Genomic DNA, 14,835 nt, shown 5'->3' on the forward strand with positions numbered 1-14,835 from the left:
CGGCACCGTCAGCCCTTGGCGAAATGAATGCTGACCGTGCCTGAACTGCCAAAATCGGCGACGATCGTGTCGCCGGGCCGCGCCTCCACAGGACGCACGAATGAGCCCGACAGCACCACTTCGCCGGCGGCGATCGACATCCCGTAGCGGGCGAGCCGGTCGGCCAGCCAGGCAACGCCCATGGCCGGGTGGTTGAGCACGCCGGCGCCGAGCCCGGTTTCCTCGACCTCGGCATTGCGCGAGACGATGGCGCCGATCCAGCGCATGTCGGCCTCATCGGGCCGCTGCGGCCGCCCGCCGATGACGATGCCGGCATTGGCGGCGTTGTCGGAGATCGTGTCGAAGAAGCTGCGCGCCTTCTTCGTCTCGGCGTTGACGCGTTCGATGCGCGTGTCGAGGATTTCCAGCGCCGGCGTGATGTAGCCGGTCGCATTGAGCACGTCGAAGAGGGTCACCCCTGGCCCCTTGAGCGGCGCTTTCATGACGAAGGCGATCTCGGCCTCGACTCGTGGCTGGATGAAGCGGCCGGCGGGAATGGTCGCGCCGTCGTTGAAGAACATGTCGTCGAACAGCACACCGGAATCCGGCGTGTCGATAGCCAGCGCATATTGCATCGCCTTGGAGGTCAGGCCGATCTTCCAGCCCTTCGGCTTCAGCCCGGCTTCGATCTTGCGCGTCACCAGCGCCGCCTGGACGCGATAGGCGTCCTCCATGGTGGCGTCGGGAAAATCGAGGCTGAGCAGCCGGATCTGGCGGCGCGAGCGCTCGGCCTCGAACAGCCGGTTGGCGGCGTCTTCCACTTGTTCCGGGGTCATGAAGCTGCCTCGTCGACGACGCTGTTGCGCAGCACGCCGATGCCGTCGGCCTCGACCTCGATCACGTCGCCCGGCTTCAGCCAGACCGGCGGATCGAAACGCGCACCGGCGCCGGTCGGCGTGCCAGTGACGATGATATCGCCTGGCACCAGCGTGGTGAAGGTCGAGATGTAGTTGATGATCTTGCGGAAGGAAAAGATCATGCGGCTGGTGCGGTCCTGCTGGCGCAGCTCGCCATTGACCCGGGTGGAGAGCGTAATGTCGGCGACCTGCGCCTCGCCGGTGAACGGCACCAGCCACGGGCCGATCGAGCCGGTGCGGTCGAAATTCTTGCCTTGCGTGACGTTGAACTTGGCATGCCGGACCCAGTCGCGGATGGTGCCTTCATTGCACAGCGACAGTGCGGCGATATGGCTGAGCGCGTCGGTCTCCGCGATGCGGCGGCCGCCCTTGCCGATGACGATGACGATCTCGCCCTCATAGTCGAGCTGTGGCGATTCGGGCGGCCGCACCAGCGGCGCGCCGTGTCCGACGAAGGAGCGCGGGAAGCGGATGAAAAGCGACGGGTTGGCCGGCGCCGCCTGCCCGTCCTTGTACTCCTCGTTGCGGTCCGGATAGTTGACGCCGACGCAGATGATCTTTTCCGGCGACGGGACAGGGATGTCGTAGGCGACGGCGTCGAGCGGAAAATCGGCGGCAAACCCCTCCGCCTCTTCCGCCAGCCGACGCAAGGCGCCGGCCTCGATCACCTCGCGCAATGTCGGCCACTGGCTGTAGCGGGCCGACAGGTCGACGACGCCCTTGCCTGTGACCGCGCCATAGCGCGCCTTGCCGCCGGCGGTGAAGGTGGCGAGGCGTGACGGGGTCATGCGGCGGCTCCGCCGATGGTGATGCGGAATATCGGCGAGGTTGGAGCCCTACGGCGCCCCCCTCTGTCCTGCCGGACATCTCCCCCACACGGGGGGAGATTGGCAGCTCGGACGGATGGCGCTCTTCTTGCAGCGTTGGAGATTGGCGAAGGCGGAGATGACGTCCAATCTCCCCCCTCGTGGGGGAGATGTCCGGCAGGACAGAGGGGGGCGCGAAGGAATGCCGTCATCGATCAAATCTCATCAGGGCGCCACAATCGGCGAGGCCGTCAGATCCGGCTGGCGGGCCGTGGCACCGGCGAAACTGCTGCCTTCCTCGAACCAGCTTTTCGGCGCCGGCGCGCCCCACAGCGTCTGGCGCTGCGGGTCCTTGAGGTCCCATTTGATCGGTTCGAGGTCCGGATCGACCGTCTGGTAGTCCGAACAATAGATCTCGATGCGGTGGTTGTCTGGGTCGCGCACATAGAGGAAGAAGGCATTGGAAATGCCGTGCCGGCCGGGGCCGCGTTCGATGTTCGCGAGATAGCCGGTCGTTGCCATCAGGTCGAGCAGGTCGATGATGTTGAGCGGCGTCGGCACCCAGAAGGCGACATGGTGCAGGCGCGGCCCGACGCCGTTGGTGAAGGCGATGTCATGGACGCCGCCCTTACGATGCGTCCACGCCGCCCACAGCTTTCCGCTCGAGGCATCCTCGGTGTATTCGGTCACGCGAAAACCGAGCTCGTTGTAGAAGGCGACGGACTCGTCGACATTGGGCGAGAAGCAGTTGAAGTGGTCGATGCGCAGCGGTTTCACGCCGCGATAGAGCGCGTATTTCTGGTGGATCGGCGGCAGCCTTGCCATCTCGGCATAGAATTCCAGCGGAATGCCGTGCGGGTCACGCGTGCGGAAGGTGCGCGACTGGTAGGGCCGCTCGACCCAGTCCACCGGCAGGCCCTTGCCCTTGAAGAAATGCGCCGCCTTGTCGAGATCCTCGTCCGAAAAGACCTTGAAGCCGAGGTCACGGGCTTCCGGCGTGGTCGCCTTGCGCAGCACGATGCAGTGATGGCCACGCTCCTCCATGGCGCGCAGGTAGATGGCGCCCGATGTCTCGTCGGTGACCTGCAGGCCGAGCGTGTCGACATAGAAGGCGCGCGATCTGGCCAGATCGGTCACCGCCAGCTCGACATGGCTGAGGCGCACGATGTTGAAGGCCGGATAGAGGTTGGGCTTGGGCAAGGGCATTCTGATCTCCTCCGGTCAGCCGCCGAGTTTCTGGATCGCGTGTGCCGTCGTGGCGAAGGCGATGTTCTTCGTCTCCATGTAGAAATCGAAGGAATGGTCGCCGCCGTCACGCCCGATGCCGGAATTCTTGACGCCGCCGAACGGTGTCGGCAGATGCCGCACATTCTCCGAATTGACCCAGATCATGCCGGCATCCAGCGCGTCGGTGAAGCGAAAGGCGCGGGTCACGTCAGAGGTCCAGAGATAACCGGTCAGGCCGTATTGCGTGTCGTTGGCCAGTGCCAGCGCCTCGGCCTCGTCCTTGAAGGCGATTGCCGTGAGCACCGGCCCGAAAATCTCCTCCTGGGCGATGCGCATCCGGTTGGTGGCGCCGGTAAACAGCGTCGGGCTGACATAGCAGCCGCCGCCGGGGCCAGCGAACTTGCCGCCGCCGGCGGCGACCACGGCGCCCTCCGATTTGCCGATCTCGATATAGGACAGCACCTTCTCCTCATGCACCGGATGGATCAGCGGCCCGACCACGGTCTTCGGATCGAGCGGATGGCCTATTCTGATGCGCTTGGCCTTCTCCGCCACCAGATCGGTGAACCGGTCGTAGACCGAGGCTTCAACCAGCAGCCGCGACGACGAGGTGCAGCGCTCGCCGTTGAGCGAGTAGATCATGAACACCGCCGCATCCGCGGCGCGTTCGAGATCGGCATCGGCAAAGACGATCACCGGGTTCTTGCCGCCGAGCTCGAAATGCACACGCTTCAGCGTGTCGGCGCCCTGTTTCATGATCATCGAGCCGGTGCGGCTCTCGCCGACGAAGCCGATCGCCTTGATGCCGGGGTGCTCGGTCAGCGCCTTGCCGGCATGTTCGCCAAGCCCGTTGACCAGGTTCCAGACGCCTTTCGGCAGGCCGGCCTCCTCGGCGATCTCGACCAGCAGGCGCGCCGTCAGCGGCGAGAACTCAGCCGGCTTATGAACCACCGTACAGCCTGCCGCCAGCGCCGGCGCGATCTTCCAGGTCGACAGCATGAACGGCGTGTTCCAGGGCGTGATGATGCCGACCGGGCCGATCGGCACCCGGGTGGTCATATTGATCTGGCCGGTCGTCCGCAGCGTCTCGCCGTCGCGCGCTTCCGGCGCGCGGTCGGCGAAGAAACGGAAATTCTCCGCACCGCGCAACGCAGCCTTGGCCATGAATTTCAGCGCCTGGCCGGTGTCCATGCATTCGACGAAGGCGATCTCCTCGGCGCGCGCCTCGATCGCGTCGGCGATTTTGTGCAGCAGCTTTTTGCGCGCTTCGCCAGGCATGGCCGCCCAGGCCGGAAAGGCCGCCTTGGCCGCCTTGGCGGCGCGGTCGATGTCGGCACTGCTGCCGCGCGCGACCTTGGCCAGCGGCTTCAAGTCGACTGGCGACAGCGTCTCGAAGGTCGAGCCGTCAGCGGCCGGCACCGCCTCGCCGCCGATCTGGTTCAGCACGCCATCGCTCTTGAAACGGGCCAGATAGGCCTCGGCCTTCTTCAGATTGCCTTCGAGGTCGGACATGTCAGCTTTCCGTCACTTGCCGCGCAGCCGCGGGTGGATGGCATTCTTCTTCCAACTCAGCGCCGGATCAATTTCCCGGATCTCCAGGGACAAAGCGAAATGCGGGGTCTCGAACAGCGGCGCCAGATATTCGTTCACCGCCTTGAAGACGGCATCGCCGGTGCGTTTCTTGTCCTCGGCGCCGCGACCCGCCCCGACGCGAAACGACATGTCGAGAAAGCCATTTTCCGGCAGATTGTCGGCTATGGCGTAGGCTTCGGCGCGGAAGGCTCGCACCCGCACCGCGCCGGTCTCGAACAGCCCGGTGTCGAGCACGGTGCGCAGCACCAGCGCGCACAATTCGGCCATGTCGACCTTGGCATCGAGATTGGCTGAATACTCGATGGAGAAGTGAGGCACCGCGTCTCGTTCCCTGGAACATTGCTTGTTGTAGTTAACGCGTTAATTACATGTGATGTCGCCGAAGTCAAGCCTTGCATCCGGCCCGAGGCGACGATACGGGATGACAGGCTTTGACGGCCAGCGCTGCCGGGCAAAGCCCGCCGCCGATCGCAAGCCAGCGCTGGAGAGAATTTTACTTGCTGCCCGAGAACACCCGCCGCTCCTTGCCAATGGCGCTCCTTCATGCCCGCGAAGTGGTGATGGCGCGGTTTCGCCCGATGCTCGCCGCGCATGACGTGACCGAACAGCAATGGCGCGTGTTGCGCGTGCTGAGCGAGGCCGGCCCGGTCGAGGCGACCGAGCTTGCCGATCGCGCCTCGGTGCTGCCGCCCAGCCTGACGCGCATCATCAAGGCGCTCGAGGGCCGAAAGTTCATCACCCGGAACAAAGCGGAAGGCGACGGCCGCCGCGTCATCCTGACCATCGCCCCGGCCGGCTCTGCCCTGATCGACGCCCTGTCCCCCGAACGCCGCGTCATCTACGACGACATCGAAAAGCGCTTCGGCCATGAGCGGCTGGAGCAGTTGCTCGATCTGCTGGAGGCGCTGATCGACGGCGAGAGCTGAGCGCTCTCCGTCCCGCGCCGTTCGCCCCGCCTCACCCTCCAAAGCTTCCGAGCCGTGTCGGCTGCGTGTAGTTGCGGTCGACATAGAGCAGCGCCGAGCCACCGCTGCCGTGCCGCACGTCGATGACGCGGCCGATCATGACATTGTGCGTGCCGACGATATGCACGTCCTCGATCTCGCAATCGAAATTGACGATCGCGTCCGACAGCGCCGGCGTGCCCGAGGTCAGCGTCTGCCAGCGCGCCGCCGAATAGCGGGCCTCCATGTCCCTTGTCGCACCGGCGAACTTTCCCGCCAGGTGCATGTGGTCATGCGTCAGCACATTGACGCAGAAGCGCCGGTTGGCGAGGAACATGGCGGCCTGTGTCGAACGCCCGTTCATGCAGACCAGCAGCGTCGGCGGCTCGTCGGAAACGCTGCACATGGCGGTGGCGGTGAAGCCGCCGCGCCCGGCCGGGCCGTCCGTCGTGACGATGTTGACCGGCGCGCAGACCCTGGCCATGGCGTCGCGGAAATCGGTTTTCGAGATCTGCGTGGCCATCGGAGTTCATCCAGCCGTCGAGGTCAGCGGCGGCAGCCAGGTGTCGCCAGTCCAGCCATTCTCGTCATAGTCGGCCATGCAGGTGTCGACCAGTTCCTCCATCGCCTTCAGCCGCCCGCCGCGTTCGGCGCCCTTCAGCACCTGCAACCGCACCTCTTCCGGTGCGCCGGCATAGTTGAGCTCATAGAGCGCGTGGCGGCCGCCGAACTCGGTGCCGGTCGCGTCCCACAACAGCTTCATGATCTTGATGCGCTCGACATGGCCCATATCGTTGGAGCCGCGCACATATTGCGCCAGGTACTTGTCGATTTCGGGATTGTTGAAGTCGCGCACCGATGACGGCAAATAGATCAACCCCGATGCGATCACCCGGCGCACCGTGTCGATGACGCGCGGATAGGCTTCCGACATGAAGGTGCGGTAGGCGAGGGCGGCGTCGAGATTGGGCAGCACCGCGCCATTCGCCCACGGGATCGGATTGTAGGCCATGGCGTTGGAAAAGCTCCAGAACATGTGCCTGAGCGCAATCACCTCGCCAAGTGCCGCCTGATTGCCGCGGAAGGCGTCGCCGCCGGTGGCGCGCAGCGCCTTGGCGAGCAGACCGGCGAGGAAGTCGAGCTTGACGGCGAAGCGCGTGCAGCCCTGGAAACAATAGCCATGCATGAAGCCCGACGCCGGGTGGAACGACAGGATCTTCTGCGCGTCGCGCAGCACCAGAACATCCTCCCAGGGGATGAAGACATTGTCGAGCACCAGGATCGCGTCGTTCTCGTCGAAGCGCGACGACAGCGGATAGTCGAAGGGTGCCGCCACCGTATTGGCCGTCTGTTCATAGGAGACGCGGCAGAACATCTTTATCCCCGGCGCGTTCATCGGCACGATGAACATCACCGACAGCGACGGATCCTCGGTGACCGTCGCCGAGCCCTGCGCCAGGAAATTGTAGTGCGTCAGCGCCGAGGACGTCGCCACCACCTTGGCGCCGGAGACATGGATGCCGGCATCCGTCTCCTTGGTGATGTGGACGAACACGTCCTTCACCTGTTCGGCCGGCTTGTGGCGGTCGATCGGCGGGTTGACGATGGCGTGGTTCATGAACAGCGCGGCGTCCTGCGCCCGTTTGTGCCAGGCGAGCGCATTGTCCTTGAACGGCCCGTACCAGTCGGCATTGGCGCCGAGCGTGTTCATCAGCGCCGCCTTGTAGTCGGGAGTGCGTCCCATCCAGCCATAGGACATGCGCGACCACTGCGCGATCGCCGTCTGCTGGGCGGCGAGTTCGCCAGAGGATTTGGCGACGCGGAAATATTTGTGGGTGTAGCCGCCCGAGCCGGTGTCGGTCGGCGAGGTCAGCGCCGCTTGCCGCGCCGGGTCGTGCAAGGCATCGTAGAGGCGGGCGAGCGAGCGGACCGAATTGCGCATCGCCGGATGCGTGGTGACGTCGGCCACACGCTCGCCGTTGATATAGACCTCGCGGCCGTCGCGCAGGCTCTCCAGATACTCGGCCCCGGTGAACGGGCGTTTCGTGTCGGCCCGGAAATCTTCCGATCGCATCATCATCATCCTCCCTTAACGTGTTAACAATAGCGCTGGCCGTTACAAAGGTTTATGGACAAAAGCACGAATCCGCTTGGACTTTTTCCACTGGCATGAGCGAAACTGGTATTCCCGATTTCTTCGTCTATGGCGAGCCGGTGCGGCCGCTCGATGTCGGCTTCCTGCATGTCGAGACAGTGCTTGCGCGCAGCAACATCCATCTCGGCCAGGTGGCGGCGCACAAGCATCCGCAGATGGGTCAGATCACCTATTGGACCAGCGGCTCCGGCACCTACCGCATCGAGGACCGCGCCTGGGACTTTTCGGCGCCGGCCGTCAGCTTCGTGCCGAGCACCATCGTGCATGGCTTCTCGATCGGCCCCGGCACCGACGCCATCGTCGTCTCCGTCGCGGACGATGCGCTCGCCGCCCTGGCCGGCCATAGCCTGTTGCCGCTGGACAGGCCGGTCTTTGCCGACGGCCTGCCGCGACACGCCGCATGGAAAAAGCTGGCGACGGTGCTGGAGATGATCGCCGCCGAATATGCCGAGGCGCAGGCCGGCAATGACAAAATCCTGCCGTCGCTGATTGCCGTAGCGCTCTCCCACATCGCGCGTCTCGCGCCGGCGACAGTCGCCGCCGCACCGTCTTCCGATGCGTCGCTGGCCATGGGCCTGCGCCGGCTTGTCGATGCGCATTTCCGCGACAACTGGCCGGTCGACCGCTACGTCGCGACGCTGGCCACCACGCCGCATCTCGTCGACAAGGCTGCCCATGCGGTGCTGGGCAGCGGCGTCAAGCGCGTCGTCAGCGAGCGGCGGCTGCTGGAAGCCAAGCGGCTCTTGCTGTTCACCGTGCGCACGGTCGAGGACATCGCCTACGAGATCGGCTTCGACGACCCCGCCTATTTCTCGCGTTTCTTCCGCGAACGGATAGGCGAAGCGCCTGCCGCCTGGCGGCGCAAGCAGCTGCAGGGCTGAGGCAAGCCCTCGCACTTTCCCGCTTGACTGACCAGCCGGACCGAATACCCTAAGGCCAAATACCGGCCCTGATCGCCGGGCGGCAAGAATGCCTCGTATGCCTCGCCCTTGCGGCGCTGGCTGCGGGGCATTTTCATTTTCTGGGGTCCTGTTTGAAACGGCGCATCGAGATCGGTATCCTCTATTCCCGTTCGGGGAGCTATCAGCTCGTCTCCGATGCATGCCGCATGGGTGCCATGCGGGCGATCGCCGACATCAATGCCGACCGCGGCTCAGGCATCGAGCTGGTGCCGGTCGAGCGCGATCCGCAAAGCAATGCCGACCGCTACGCGACGCTTTGCGAAGACATCTTCAAGACCAGCAGCGCGCGCCACGTCGTCGGCTGCGTCACCTCCTGGAGCCGCAAGGAGACCATTCCGGTGCTGGAGAAGGCCGGCGGCATGCTCTGGTATGCATGCCCCTATGAAGGCTTCGAGGCCAACGAGCATGTCGTCTACATGCACGCTTGTCCCAACCAGCATCTGGTGCCGCTGATGGCCCATGTCGTGCCGCGCTTCGGCGCCGACGGCTTCCTGCTCGGCTCGAACTATATCTGGGGCTGGGAGATGAACCGCGTGGCGCGCGACCTGATCGCCGACGCCGGCGGCAAGGTGCTGGGCGAACGCTATCTGCGCATCGGCGAGACCGACGTGTCGCGCCTCATCGGGGAAATCCGGGCGACGCGGCCGAGCTTCATCCTCAACAATCTGATAGGCACCTCGTCCTACGCCTTCCTCGCCGCCTATCGCGATTTGGGCGACGAGGATGCCGCCTTCCGTCCGGAAAATTGTCCTGTCATCTCCTGCAACCTCACCGAGGGCGAACTGCCGGCGATCGGCGAGACGGGGAGAGGCCATCTGTCCGTCGGCCCGTATTTCGCGCCGCGGCCGGCGGCCTTCGCGTCGTCCTTCGAGGCCTCGGCCTATGCCTCGGTGCAGGTGATGGCCGACGTGCTCGCGCGCAATCCCGAAGCTGGACCCGCGGAATTCTCCAAGGCTTTCGCCGAACGGCGCTTCTCCACCCGGCTTGGACCGATCGTCATCGACGCCAACACCCAGCACGCGACGCTGCCTGTCATCATCGGCCGGATCGCCGATGGGTTCTTCGAGGTCGTCAGCCGTGAGGATGAGGTCGCGCCGGATCCCTATCTGTCGCGCTATGATCCTGCCAGGACGTTCGGGCGTCTGCGCCTGCGGGTGGTGTCGTGACCAGGACGCCGCGCATTCCCAACCTCGGCGGTGCCAGGGCCTTCATTCTGCATCGCCCGCATTCGACGGTGCAGGCCATCACCAGGCAATTGTCGGCGATCGGCCTGATCGCGCTCGACTGCTGGCCGGAACTGCCGCCGGAGGCGCTGGCCGCCGATTTCGTCTTCTTCGATGCAGATCTCGGTTTCGACGAGCAATTCCCCTGGAAAGCCGGTGAAGCGCCGATGCCGCTGGTGGCGCTGATCGGTTCCGAGGCGCCCGGCCGCATCGAATGGGCGCTCTCGCACAAGGCCGACGCGCAACTGCTTAAGCCGGTCGGCACTGCCGGCGTCTACAGCGCGCTATTGATCGCAAGGCAGAGTTTCGAGGCGCGTAAACATTTAGCCGGCGAAATTGCATCGCTGCGCCAGCGTGTCGCGGAGCGGCAGACCATCGTGCGCGCGGTGGCGGCGTTGTCGAAAGGCTCGGACGACGAGCGCGCCTATGCGCAGCTGCGCTCGCTGGCGATGAGCTGGCAGATCAGCGTCGAGGATGCCGCGCGCCGGATCGTGGCGATGACCGATGAGGAAGCAACGGGTGAGGAAGGCGGCGATGACCAGTCCCATCGCGCCTGACCTCCCGGCCACGGCGCGCATGCCGGCCAAGCCGCGCGCCGGCGTCTGGCGCCGGCTGGTCAAACGCCGTCTGGCGCTGCTCGGCCTGGTCATCGTCGCCATTGTCGTCGCCGGCGCCGTGCTGGCGCCGTGGCTGACCGGCTATGATCCCAACGAGCAGATGTTCGACGGCCTGACCATAGAGGGCTCGCCGCTGCCGCCGGATGCCAAATTTTGGCTCGGCACCGACCTGCTCGGTCGAGACCTACTGACCCGCATTCTCTATGGCGCCCGCACTTCGTTGATCATCGGCATTGTCGCCAATGGGGTGGCGCTGTTCATCGGCACACTGGTCGGCGTCACCGCGGGCTATTTCCGCGGCTGGATCGGCAGTGCGCTGATGCGTTTCACCGATCTGATGATGGCGTTTCCGGCGCTGCTGCTCGCCATCTGCCTGGCGGCGGTTTTCCAACCGAGCCTGTGGATCGTCGCCATGGTCATCGCATTGGTCAATTGGGTGCAGACCGCGCGCGTCATCTACACCGAAACCTCCTCGCTTGCAGAGCGCGAATTCATCGACGCCGAGCGCACCATCGGCGCCGGCGCGCCGCGCATCCTGTTCCGCCACATCCTGCCGCATCTCCTGCCGACCATCATCGTCTGGGGCACGCTCGGCATTTCGACGACGGTGCTGCTCGAAGCGACGCTCTCCTTTCTTGGCATCGGCGTGCAGCCGCCGACGGCGTCCTGGGGCAACATCATCTTCGAGAACCAGACCTATTTCCAGGCGGCACCCTGGCTGGTGTTCTTCCCCGGCGCCGCGATCCTGGCGCTGGCGCTCGCCTTCAACCTGATCGGCGACGCGCTCCGCGACATCCTCGATCCGATGCAAAGGGGCCGGGCATGATCGCCTATCTCGGCCGCCGCCTCATCCAGTCGCTGCTCATCCTGCTTGGTGTTTCGCTGATCACCTTCGCGCTGCTCTATCTCTTTCCCGCCGACCCGGTCCGCCAGATCGCCGGCCGCAGCGCCACGCCGCAGACGGTCGAGAACATCCGCCAGCAGCTCGGCCTCGACCAGCCCTTTGTCGTCCAGTACTGGCACTATCTGACCAGGCTCGTCAGCGGCGATCTCGGCCGCTCCTACATCCAGCGCTCCGAAGTCACCGAACTCATCGTCTCGCGGCTGCCGGCCAGCCTGCTTTTGATGGTCGGTGCCATCCTGTGCGAATTGCTGATCGGGCTGAGCATGGGCCTCATCGCCGCCGTCAAGCGCGGGACCGCGACCGACCAGACCTTGATGGTCGCCTCCTTCGTCGGCGTCTCGGCGCCGCAATTCGTCGTCGGGCTTTTGCTGCTTTACGTCTTTGCCGTCAGGTTGAGCTGGTTTCCGATCGGCGGCTACGGCACCTGGCGTCATCTGGTGCTGCCGTCGCTGACCATGGGCATCCTCGGCGCAGGCTGGTACGCCCGCATGATGCGCTCGTCGATGATCGACGTGCTGCGCCAGGATTATGTGCGCACCGCGCGTGCGAAAGGCCTGGCGCGCGGCGCCATCATTTTCCGCCATGCGCTGCCCAACGCCATCCTGCCGGTCATCGCTATGATCGGCATCGATATCGGCATCTTCATGGGCGGCATCGTCGTCGTCGAAAGCGTGTTCGGCTGGCCCGGCATCGGTCAGCTCGCCTGGCAGGCCATCCAGCGCGTCGACATCCCCATCATCATGGGCGTCACGCTGGTCTCGGCCTTCGCCATCGTGCTCGGCAACCTCTTGGCCGACATCATCGCGCCCTTCATCGACCCGCGCATCAAGCTCAGATGAAACCAAGAAAACAATCAGAGAAAGGGAACACCAAATGAAAAGATTTCTGGCCACCACCGTGGCGGCATCGGCGCTGGCGCTGATGCTCGGCATGGCAAGCGCCCGCGCCGAGGACACGATCGACCCCAACGCCAAGCAGGGCGGCGCCATCACCATCACCTACAAGGACGATGTCGCCACCCTCGATCCGGCGATCGGCTATGACTGGCAGAACTGGTCGATGATCAAGAGCCTGTTCGACGGCCTGATGGACTACGAACCGGGCACCACCAACCTCAAGCCCGACCTTGCCGAAAGTTACGAGATCTCGCCAGACGGCAAGACCTTCACCTTCAAGCTGCGGCACGGCGTGAAATTCCACAATGGCCGCGAGATGTCCGCCGACGACGTGAAATATTCGCTCGATCGCGTCACCAATCCGAAGACGCAGAGCCCGGGCGCCGGCTTCTTCGGCTCGATCAAGGGCTATGACGATGTCGCCGCCGGCAAGGCCGAAAGCCTGTCCGGCGTCACCGTCGTCGATCCCTATACGGTCAAGTTCGAGCTGACCCGCCCCGACGCGACCTTCCTGCATGTGATGGCCATCAACTTCTCGCATGTCGTGCCGAAGGAGGAGGTCGAGAAATATGGCGCGGATTTCGGCAAGCATCCGGTCGGCACCGGTGCCTTCAAGCTAGCCGAGTGGACGCTCGGCCAGCGCATCGTCTTCGAGCGCAATGCGGACTACTGGCACAAGGGCCTGCCGCATCTCGACAAGATCACCTTCGAGATCGGCCAGGAGCCGATCGTGGCGCTGCTGCGCTTGCAGAAGGGCGAGATCGACGTGCCCGGCGACGGCATTCCGCCGGCAAAATTCCAGGAGGTGATGGCCGATCCCGAGCAGAAGGCGCGCGTCGTCGAAGGCGGCCAGCTGCACACCGGCTATGTCACCATGAACACCACCATGGCGCCGTTCGACAATGTGAAGGTGCGCCAGGCCGTCAACATGGCGATCAACAAGGCGCGCGTCATCCAGATCATCAACGGCCGCGCCGTGCCGGCCAACCAGCCGCTGCCGCCATCGATGCCGGGCTACGACAAGGAGTACAAGGGTTACCCGTATGACGTCGCCAAGGCCAAGGCACTGCTGGCCGAGGCCGGCCATCCCGATGGCTTCGACACGCAATTGTTCGCCATGAACACCGACCCGAACCCGCGCATCGCCCAGGCGATCCAGCAGGATCTGGCGGCGATCGGCATCAAGGCCAGCATCCAGTCGCTCGCCCAGGCCAACGTCATCGCCGCCGGCGGCGACAAGGCCGGCGCGCCGATGATCTGGTCGGGCGGCATGGCCTGGATCGCCGACTTCCCCGATCCGTCCAACTTCTACGGCCCGATCCTCGGCTGCGCCGGTGCGGTACCGGGCGGCTGGAACTGGTCGTGGTATTGCAACAAGGACCTCGACGCCAAGGCGGCCGAGGCCGACTCCGTGGTTGACCCGGCCAAGGCCGTGGAGCGCGGCAAGATGTGGAGCGCCATCTACGACAAGATCATGGAGGACGCACCCTGGGCGCCGGTGTTCAACGAGCAGCGCTTCACCATGAAATCGGCCCGCATGGGCGGTGCCGACAACCTTTATGTCGACCCGGTCCATATCCCGATCAACTATGACAATGTGTACGTAAAAGATGTGCAATAGTTGCGACTACACCATCCATGGGCGCCATCACCATTTCGGCTGGGACAATTCCTTTGCCCCGGCCGAGCGGGTGGCGCCCGGATCGACCATCGAGTTCCAGTGCCTGGATTCCGCCGGCGGCCAGCTGAAGCCCGACAGCACGGTCGCCGACATCGCCAAGCTGGACTTCGCCGGCATCAACCCGGTGACCGGGCCGATCTTCGTCGAAGGTGCCGAGCCCGGTGACGCGCTGAAGGTGACGATCGAGCTGTTCAAACCGTCCGGCTTCGGCTGGACGGGGAACATTCCGGGCTTCGGCCTGCTCGCCGACGACTTCAAGGAGCCGGCGCTCAACATCTGGAAATACGACGCCGCCTCGCTCGAGCCGGCGCTGTTCGGCAAGAATGCCCGCGTACCGCTGAAGCCGTTCGCCGGCACCATCGGCAATGCGCCGGCCGAGATGGGCCTCCACTCGGTGGTGCCGCCGCGGCGCGTCGGCGGCAATCTCGATATCCGCGATCTCGCCGCCGGCACCATACTGTACCTGCCGGTGGAGGTGACCGGCGCGCTGTTCTCGGTAGGCGATACGCACGCCGCGCAAGGCGACGGCGAGGTCTGCGGCACGGCGATCGAAAGCCCGATGGACGTCGTGCTCAAGCTCGACCTGCTCAAGGATGCCAGGCTGAAGACGCCGCGCTTCACCACCCCTGGCCCGGTGACGCGTCACCTCGACGCCAAGGGTTATGAAGTGACGACGGGTATCGGCCCCGACCTGATGGCCGGCGCCAGGGAAGCGGTTGCCCAGATGGTCGACCTGATTGCCGGGCGCTACCAGATCGACCCGGTCGAGGCCTATATGCTCGCCTCGGTGTGCGGCGATCTCAGGATCAGCGAGATCGTCGACATGCCGAACTGGGTGGTGTCGTTCTACTTCCCGCGCTGCGTGTTTGAATGACGCGAGGTTGGCGCCGCACCCCCACGCCGCTGCTTCGCAGCGACCCTCCCCACAAGG

General features: G+C 64.9%; 15 protein-coding genes. 8 read left to right on the plus strand and 7 right to left on the minus strand.

The window, feature by feature from the left end; genetic code table 11:
- Positions 1–8: 8 nt before the first annotated feature.
- The 5 genes from hpaH to FJV80_RS14085 all read right to left on the minus strand — a co-directional run bounded on the left by hpaH (position 9) and on the right by FJV80_RS14085 (position 4,840).
- Positions 9–815: a 2-oxo-hept-4-ene-1,7-dioate hydratase gene (hpaH, locus tag FJV80_RS14065; RefSeq protein WP_142876691.1), complete on the minus strand. Its 807-nt coding sequence runs from the start codon at positions 813–815 to the stop codon at positions 9–11.
- The gene (locus tag FJV80_RS14070) at positions 812–1,684 is read right to left on the minus strand and encodes a fumarylacetoacetate hydrolase family protein (RefSeq protein ID WP_142876692.1); all 873 of its coding nucleotides are present in this window, start codon (positions 1,682–1,684) and stop codon (positions 812–814) included. Before FJV80_RS14070 ends, hpaH begins: the two co-directional genes overlap by 4 nt.
- Positions 1,685–1,927: 243 nt before the next feature.
- Positions 1,928–2,908 carry a 3,4-dihydroxyphenylacetate 2,3-dioxygenase gene (gene hpaD, locus FJV80_RS14075; protein ID WP_142876693.1) on the minus strand — a complete coding sequence of 327 codons (981 nt, stop codon included), beginning with the start codon at positions 2,906–2,908 and terminating at the stop codon, positions 1,928–1,930.
- 15 nt (positions 2,909–2,923) lie between these two features.
- On the minus strand, positions 2,924–4,441 hold the full coding sequence (gene hpaE, locus FJV80_RS14080) for a 5-carboxymethyl-2-hydroxymuconate semialdehyde dehydrogenase (protein ID WP_142876694.1): 1,518 nt from the start codon (positions 4,439–4,441) through the stop codon (positions 2,924–2,926).
- A 12-nt stretch (positions 4,442–4,453) separates the two neighbouring features.
- Positions 4,454–4,840, minus strand: coding sequence for a 5-carboxymethyl-2-hydroxymuconate Delta-isomerase (locus FJV80_RS14085; RefSeq protein WP_095792452.1), 387 nt, complete (start codon positions 4,838–4,840; stop codon positions 4,454–4,456).
- Between the two features lie 212 nt (positions 4,841–5,052).
- On the opposite strand from FJV80_RS14085, the gene hpaR reads away from it, so the two are divergent.
- Positions 5,053–5,448: a homoprotocatechuate degradation operon regulator HpaR gene (gene hpaR / locus FJV80_RS14090; RefSeq protein ID WP_245318148.1), complete on the plus strand. Its 396-nt coding sequence runs from the start codon at positions 5,053–5,055 to the stop codon at positions 5,446–5,448.
- Between the two features lie 31 nt (positions 5,449–5,479).
- Here hpaR and FJV80_RS14095 read toward each other — a convergent pair whose 3' ends face one another.
- Positions 5,480–5,989: a flavin reductase gene (locus FJV80_RS14095; protein ID WP_027040919.1), complete on the minus strand. Its 510-nt coding sequence runs from the start codon at positions 5,987–5,989 to the stop codon at positions 5,480–5,482.
- Between the two features lie 6 nt (positions 5,990–5,995).
- Entirely contained in the window at positions 5,996–7,540 is a 1,545-nt protein-coding gene (locus FJV80_RS14100) for a 4-hydroxyphenylacetate 3-hydroxylase N-terminal domain-containing protein (RefSeq protein WP_142876772.1), read from the minus strand.
- Positions 7,541–7,635: 95 nt separating this feature from the next.
- On the opposite strand from FJV80_RS14100, the gene FJV80_RS14105 reads away from it, so the two are divergent.
- From FJV80_RS14105 to FJV80_RS14135, 7 genes are all read left to right on the plus strand, one after another.
- On the plus strand, positions 7,636–8,502 hold the full coding sequence (locus FJV80_RS14105) for a helix-turn-helix domain-containing protein (RefSeq protein WP_142876695.1): 867 nt from the start codon (positions 7,636–7,638) through the stop codon (positions 8,500–8,502).
- 152 nt (positions 8,503–8,654) lie between these two features.
- A complete protein-coding gene (locus tag FJV80_RS14110) occupies positions 8,655–9,749 on the plus strand; it encodes a transporter substrate-binding protein (RefSeq protein ID WP_142876696.1) in 1,095 nt (364 codons plus the stop codon).
- Positions 9,746–10,363: an ANTAR domain-containing protein gene (locus tag FJV80_RS14115; protein WP_095773312.1), complete on the plus strand. Its 618-nt coding sequence runs from the start codon at positions 9,746–9,748 to the stop codon at positions 10,361–10,363. Before FJV80_RS14110 ends, FJV80_RS14115 begins: the two co-directional genes overlap by 4 nt.
- Before the next feature lie 19 nt (positions 10,364–10,382).
- Positions 10,383–11,249, plus strand: a complete 867-nt coding sequence (locus FJV80_RS14120) for an ABC transporter permease (protein WP_185975213.1) — start codon at positions 10,383–10,385, stop codon at positions 11,247–11,249.
- The gene (locus FJV80_RS14125; protein WP_142876698.1) at positions 11,246–12,166 is read left to right on the plus strand and encodes an ABC transporter permease; all 921 of its coding nucleotides are present in this window, start codon (positions 11,246–11,248) and stop codon (positions 12,164–12,166) included. Before FJV80_RS14120 ends, FJV80_RS14125 begins: the two co-directional genes overlap by 4 nt.
- Before the next feature lie 34 nt (positions 12,167–12,200).
- Entirely contained in the window at positions 12,201–13,844 is a 1,644-nt protein-coding gene (locus FJV80_RS14130; RefSeq protein WP_142876699.1) for an ABC transporter substrate-binding protein, read from the plus strand.
- Complete coding sequence (locus FJV80_RS14135; protein WP_095788549.1) at positions 13,834–14,778, plus strand: acetamidase/formamidase family protein; 945 nt, start codon at positions 13,834–13,836, stop codon at positions 14,776–14,778. Before FJV80_RS14130 ends, FJV80_RS14135 begins: the two co-directional genes overlap by 11 nt.
- Positions 14,779–14,835: the final 57 nt, after the last annotated feature.

Origin of the sequence: Mesorhizobium sp. WSM4310, from assembly GCF_007003935.1 — a bacterium.
Classification (GTDB): Bacteria; Pseudomonadota; Alphaproteobacteria; order Rhizobiales; family Rhizobiaceae; genus Mesorhizobium.

Excerpts from the sequence above, each read along its gene's own strand:
- hpaH (WP_142876691.1), bottom strand. The coding sequence starts at position 815 with ATGACCCCGGAACAAGTGGAAGACGCCGCCAACCGGCTGTTCGAGGCC.
- FJV80_RS14070 (WP_142876692.1), bottom strand. The coding sequence starts at position 1,684 with ATGACCCCGTCACGCCTCGCCACCTTCACCGCCGGCGGCAAGGCGCGC.
- hpaD (WP_142876693.1), bottom strand. The coding sequence starts at position 2,908 with ATGCCCTTGCCCAAGCCCAACCTCTATCCGGCCTTCAACATCGTGCGC.
- hpaE (WP_142876694.1), bottom strand. The coding sequence starts at position 4,441 with ATGTCCGACCTCGAAGGCAATCTGAAGAAGGCCGAGGCCTATCTGGCC.
- hpaR (WP_245318148.1), top strand. The coding sequence starts at position 5,053 with ATGGCGCTCCTTCATGCCCGCGAAGTGGTGATGGCGCGGTTTCGCCCG.
- FJV80_RS14095 (WP_027040919.1), bottom strand. The coding sequence starts at position 5,989 with ATGGCCACGCAGATCTCGAAAACCGATTTCCGCGACGCCATGGCCAGG.
- FJV80_RS14100 (WP_142876772.1), bottom strand. The coding sequence starts at position 7,540 with ATGCGATCGGAAGATTTCCGGGCCGACACGAAACGCCCGTTCACCGGG.
- FJV80_RS14105 (WP_142876695.1), top strand. The coding sequence starts at position 7,636 with ATGAGCGAAACTGGTATTCCCGATTTCTTCGTCTATGGCGAGCCGGTG.
- FJV80_RS14120 (WP_185975213.1), top strand. The coding sequence starts at position 10,383 with ATGCCGGCCAAGCCGCGCGCCGGCGTCTGGCGCCGGCTGGTCAAACGC.
- FJV80_RS14125 (WP_142876698.1), top strand. The coding sequence starts at position 11,246 with ATGATCGCCTATCTCGGCCGCCGCCTCATCCAGTCGCTGCTCATCCTG.
- FJV80_RS14130 (WP_142876699.1), top strand. The coding sequence starts at position 12,201 with ATGAAAAGATTTCTGGCCACCACCGTGGCGGCATCGGCGCTGGCGCTG.
- FJV80_RS14135 (WP_095788549.1), top strand. The coding sequence starts at position 13,834 with ATGTGCAATAGTTGCGACTACACCATCCATGGGCGCCATCACCATTTC.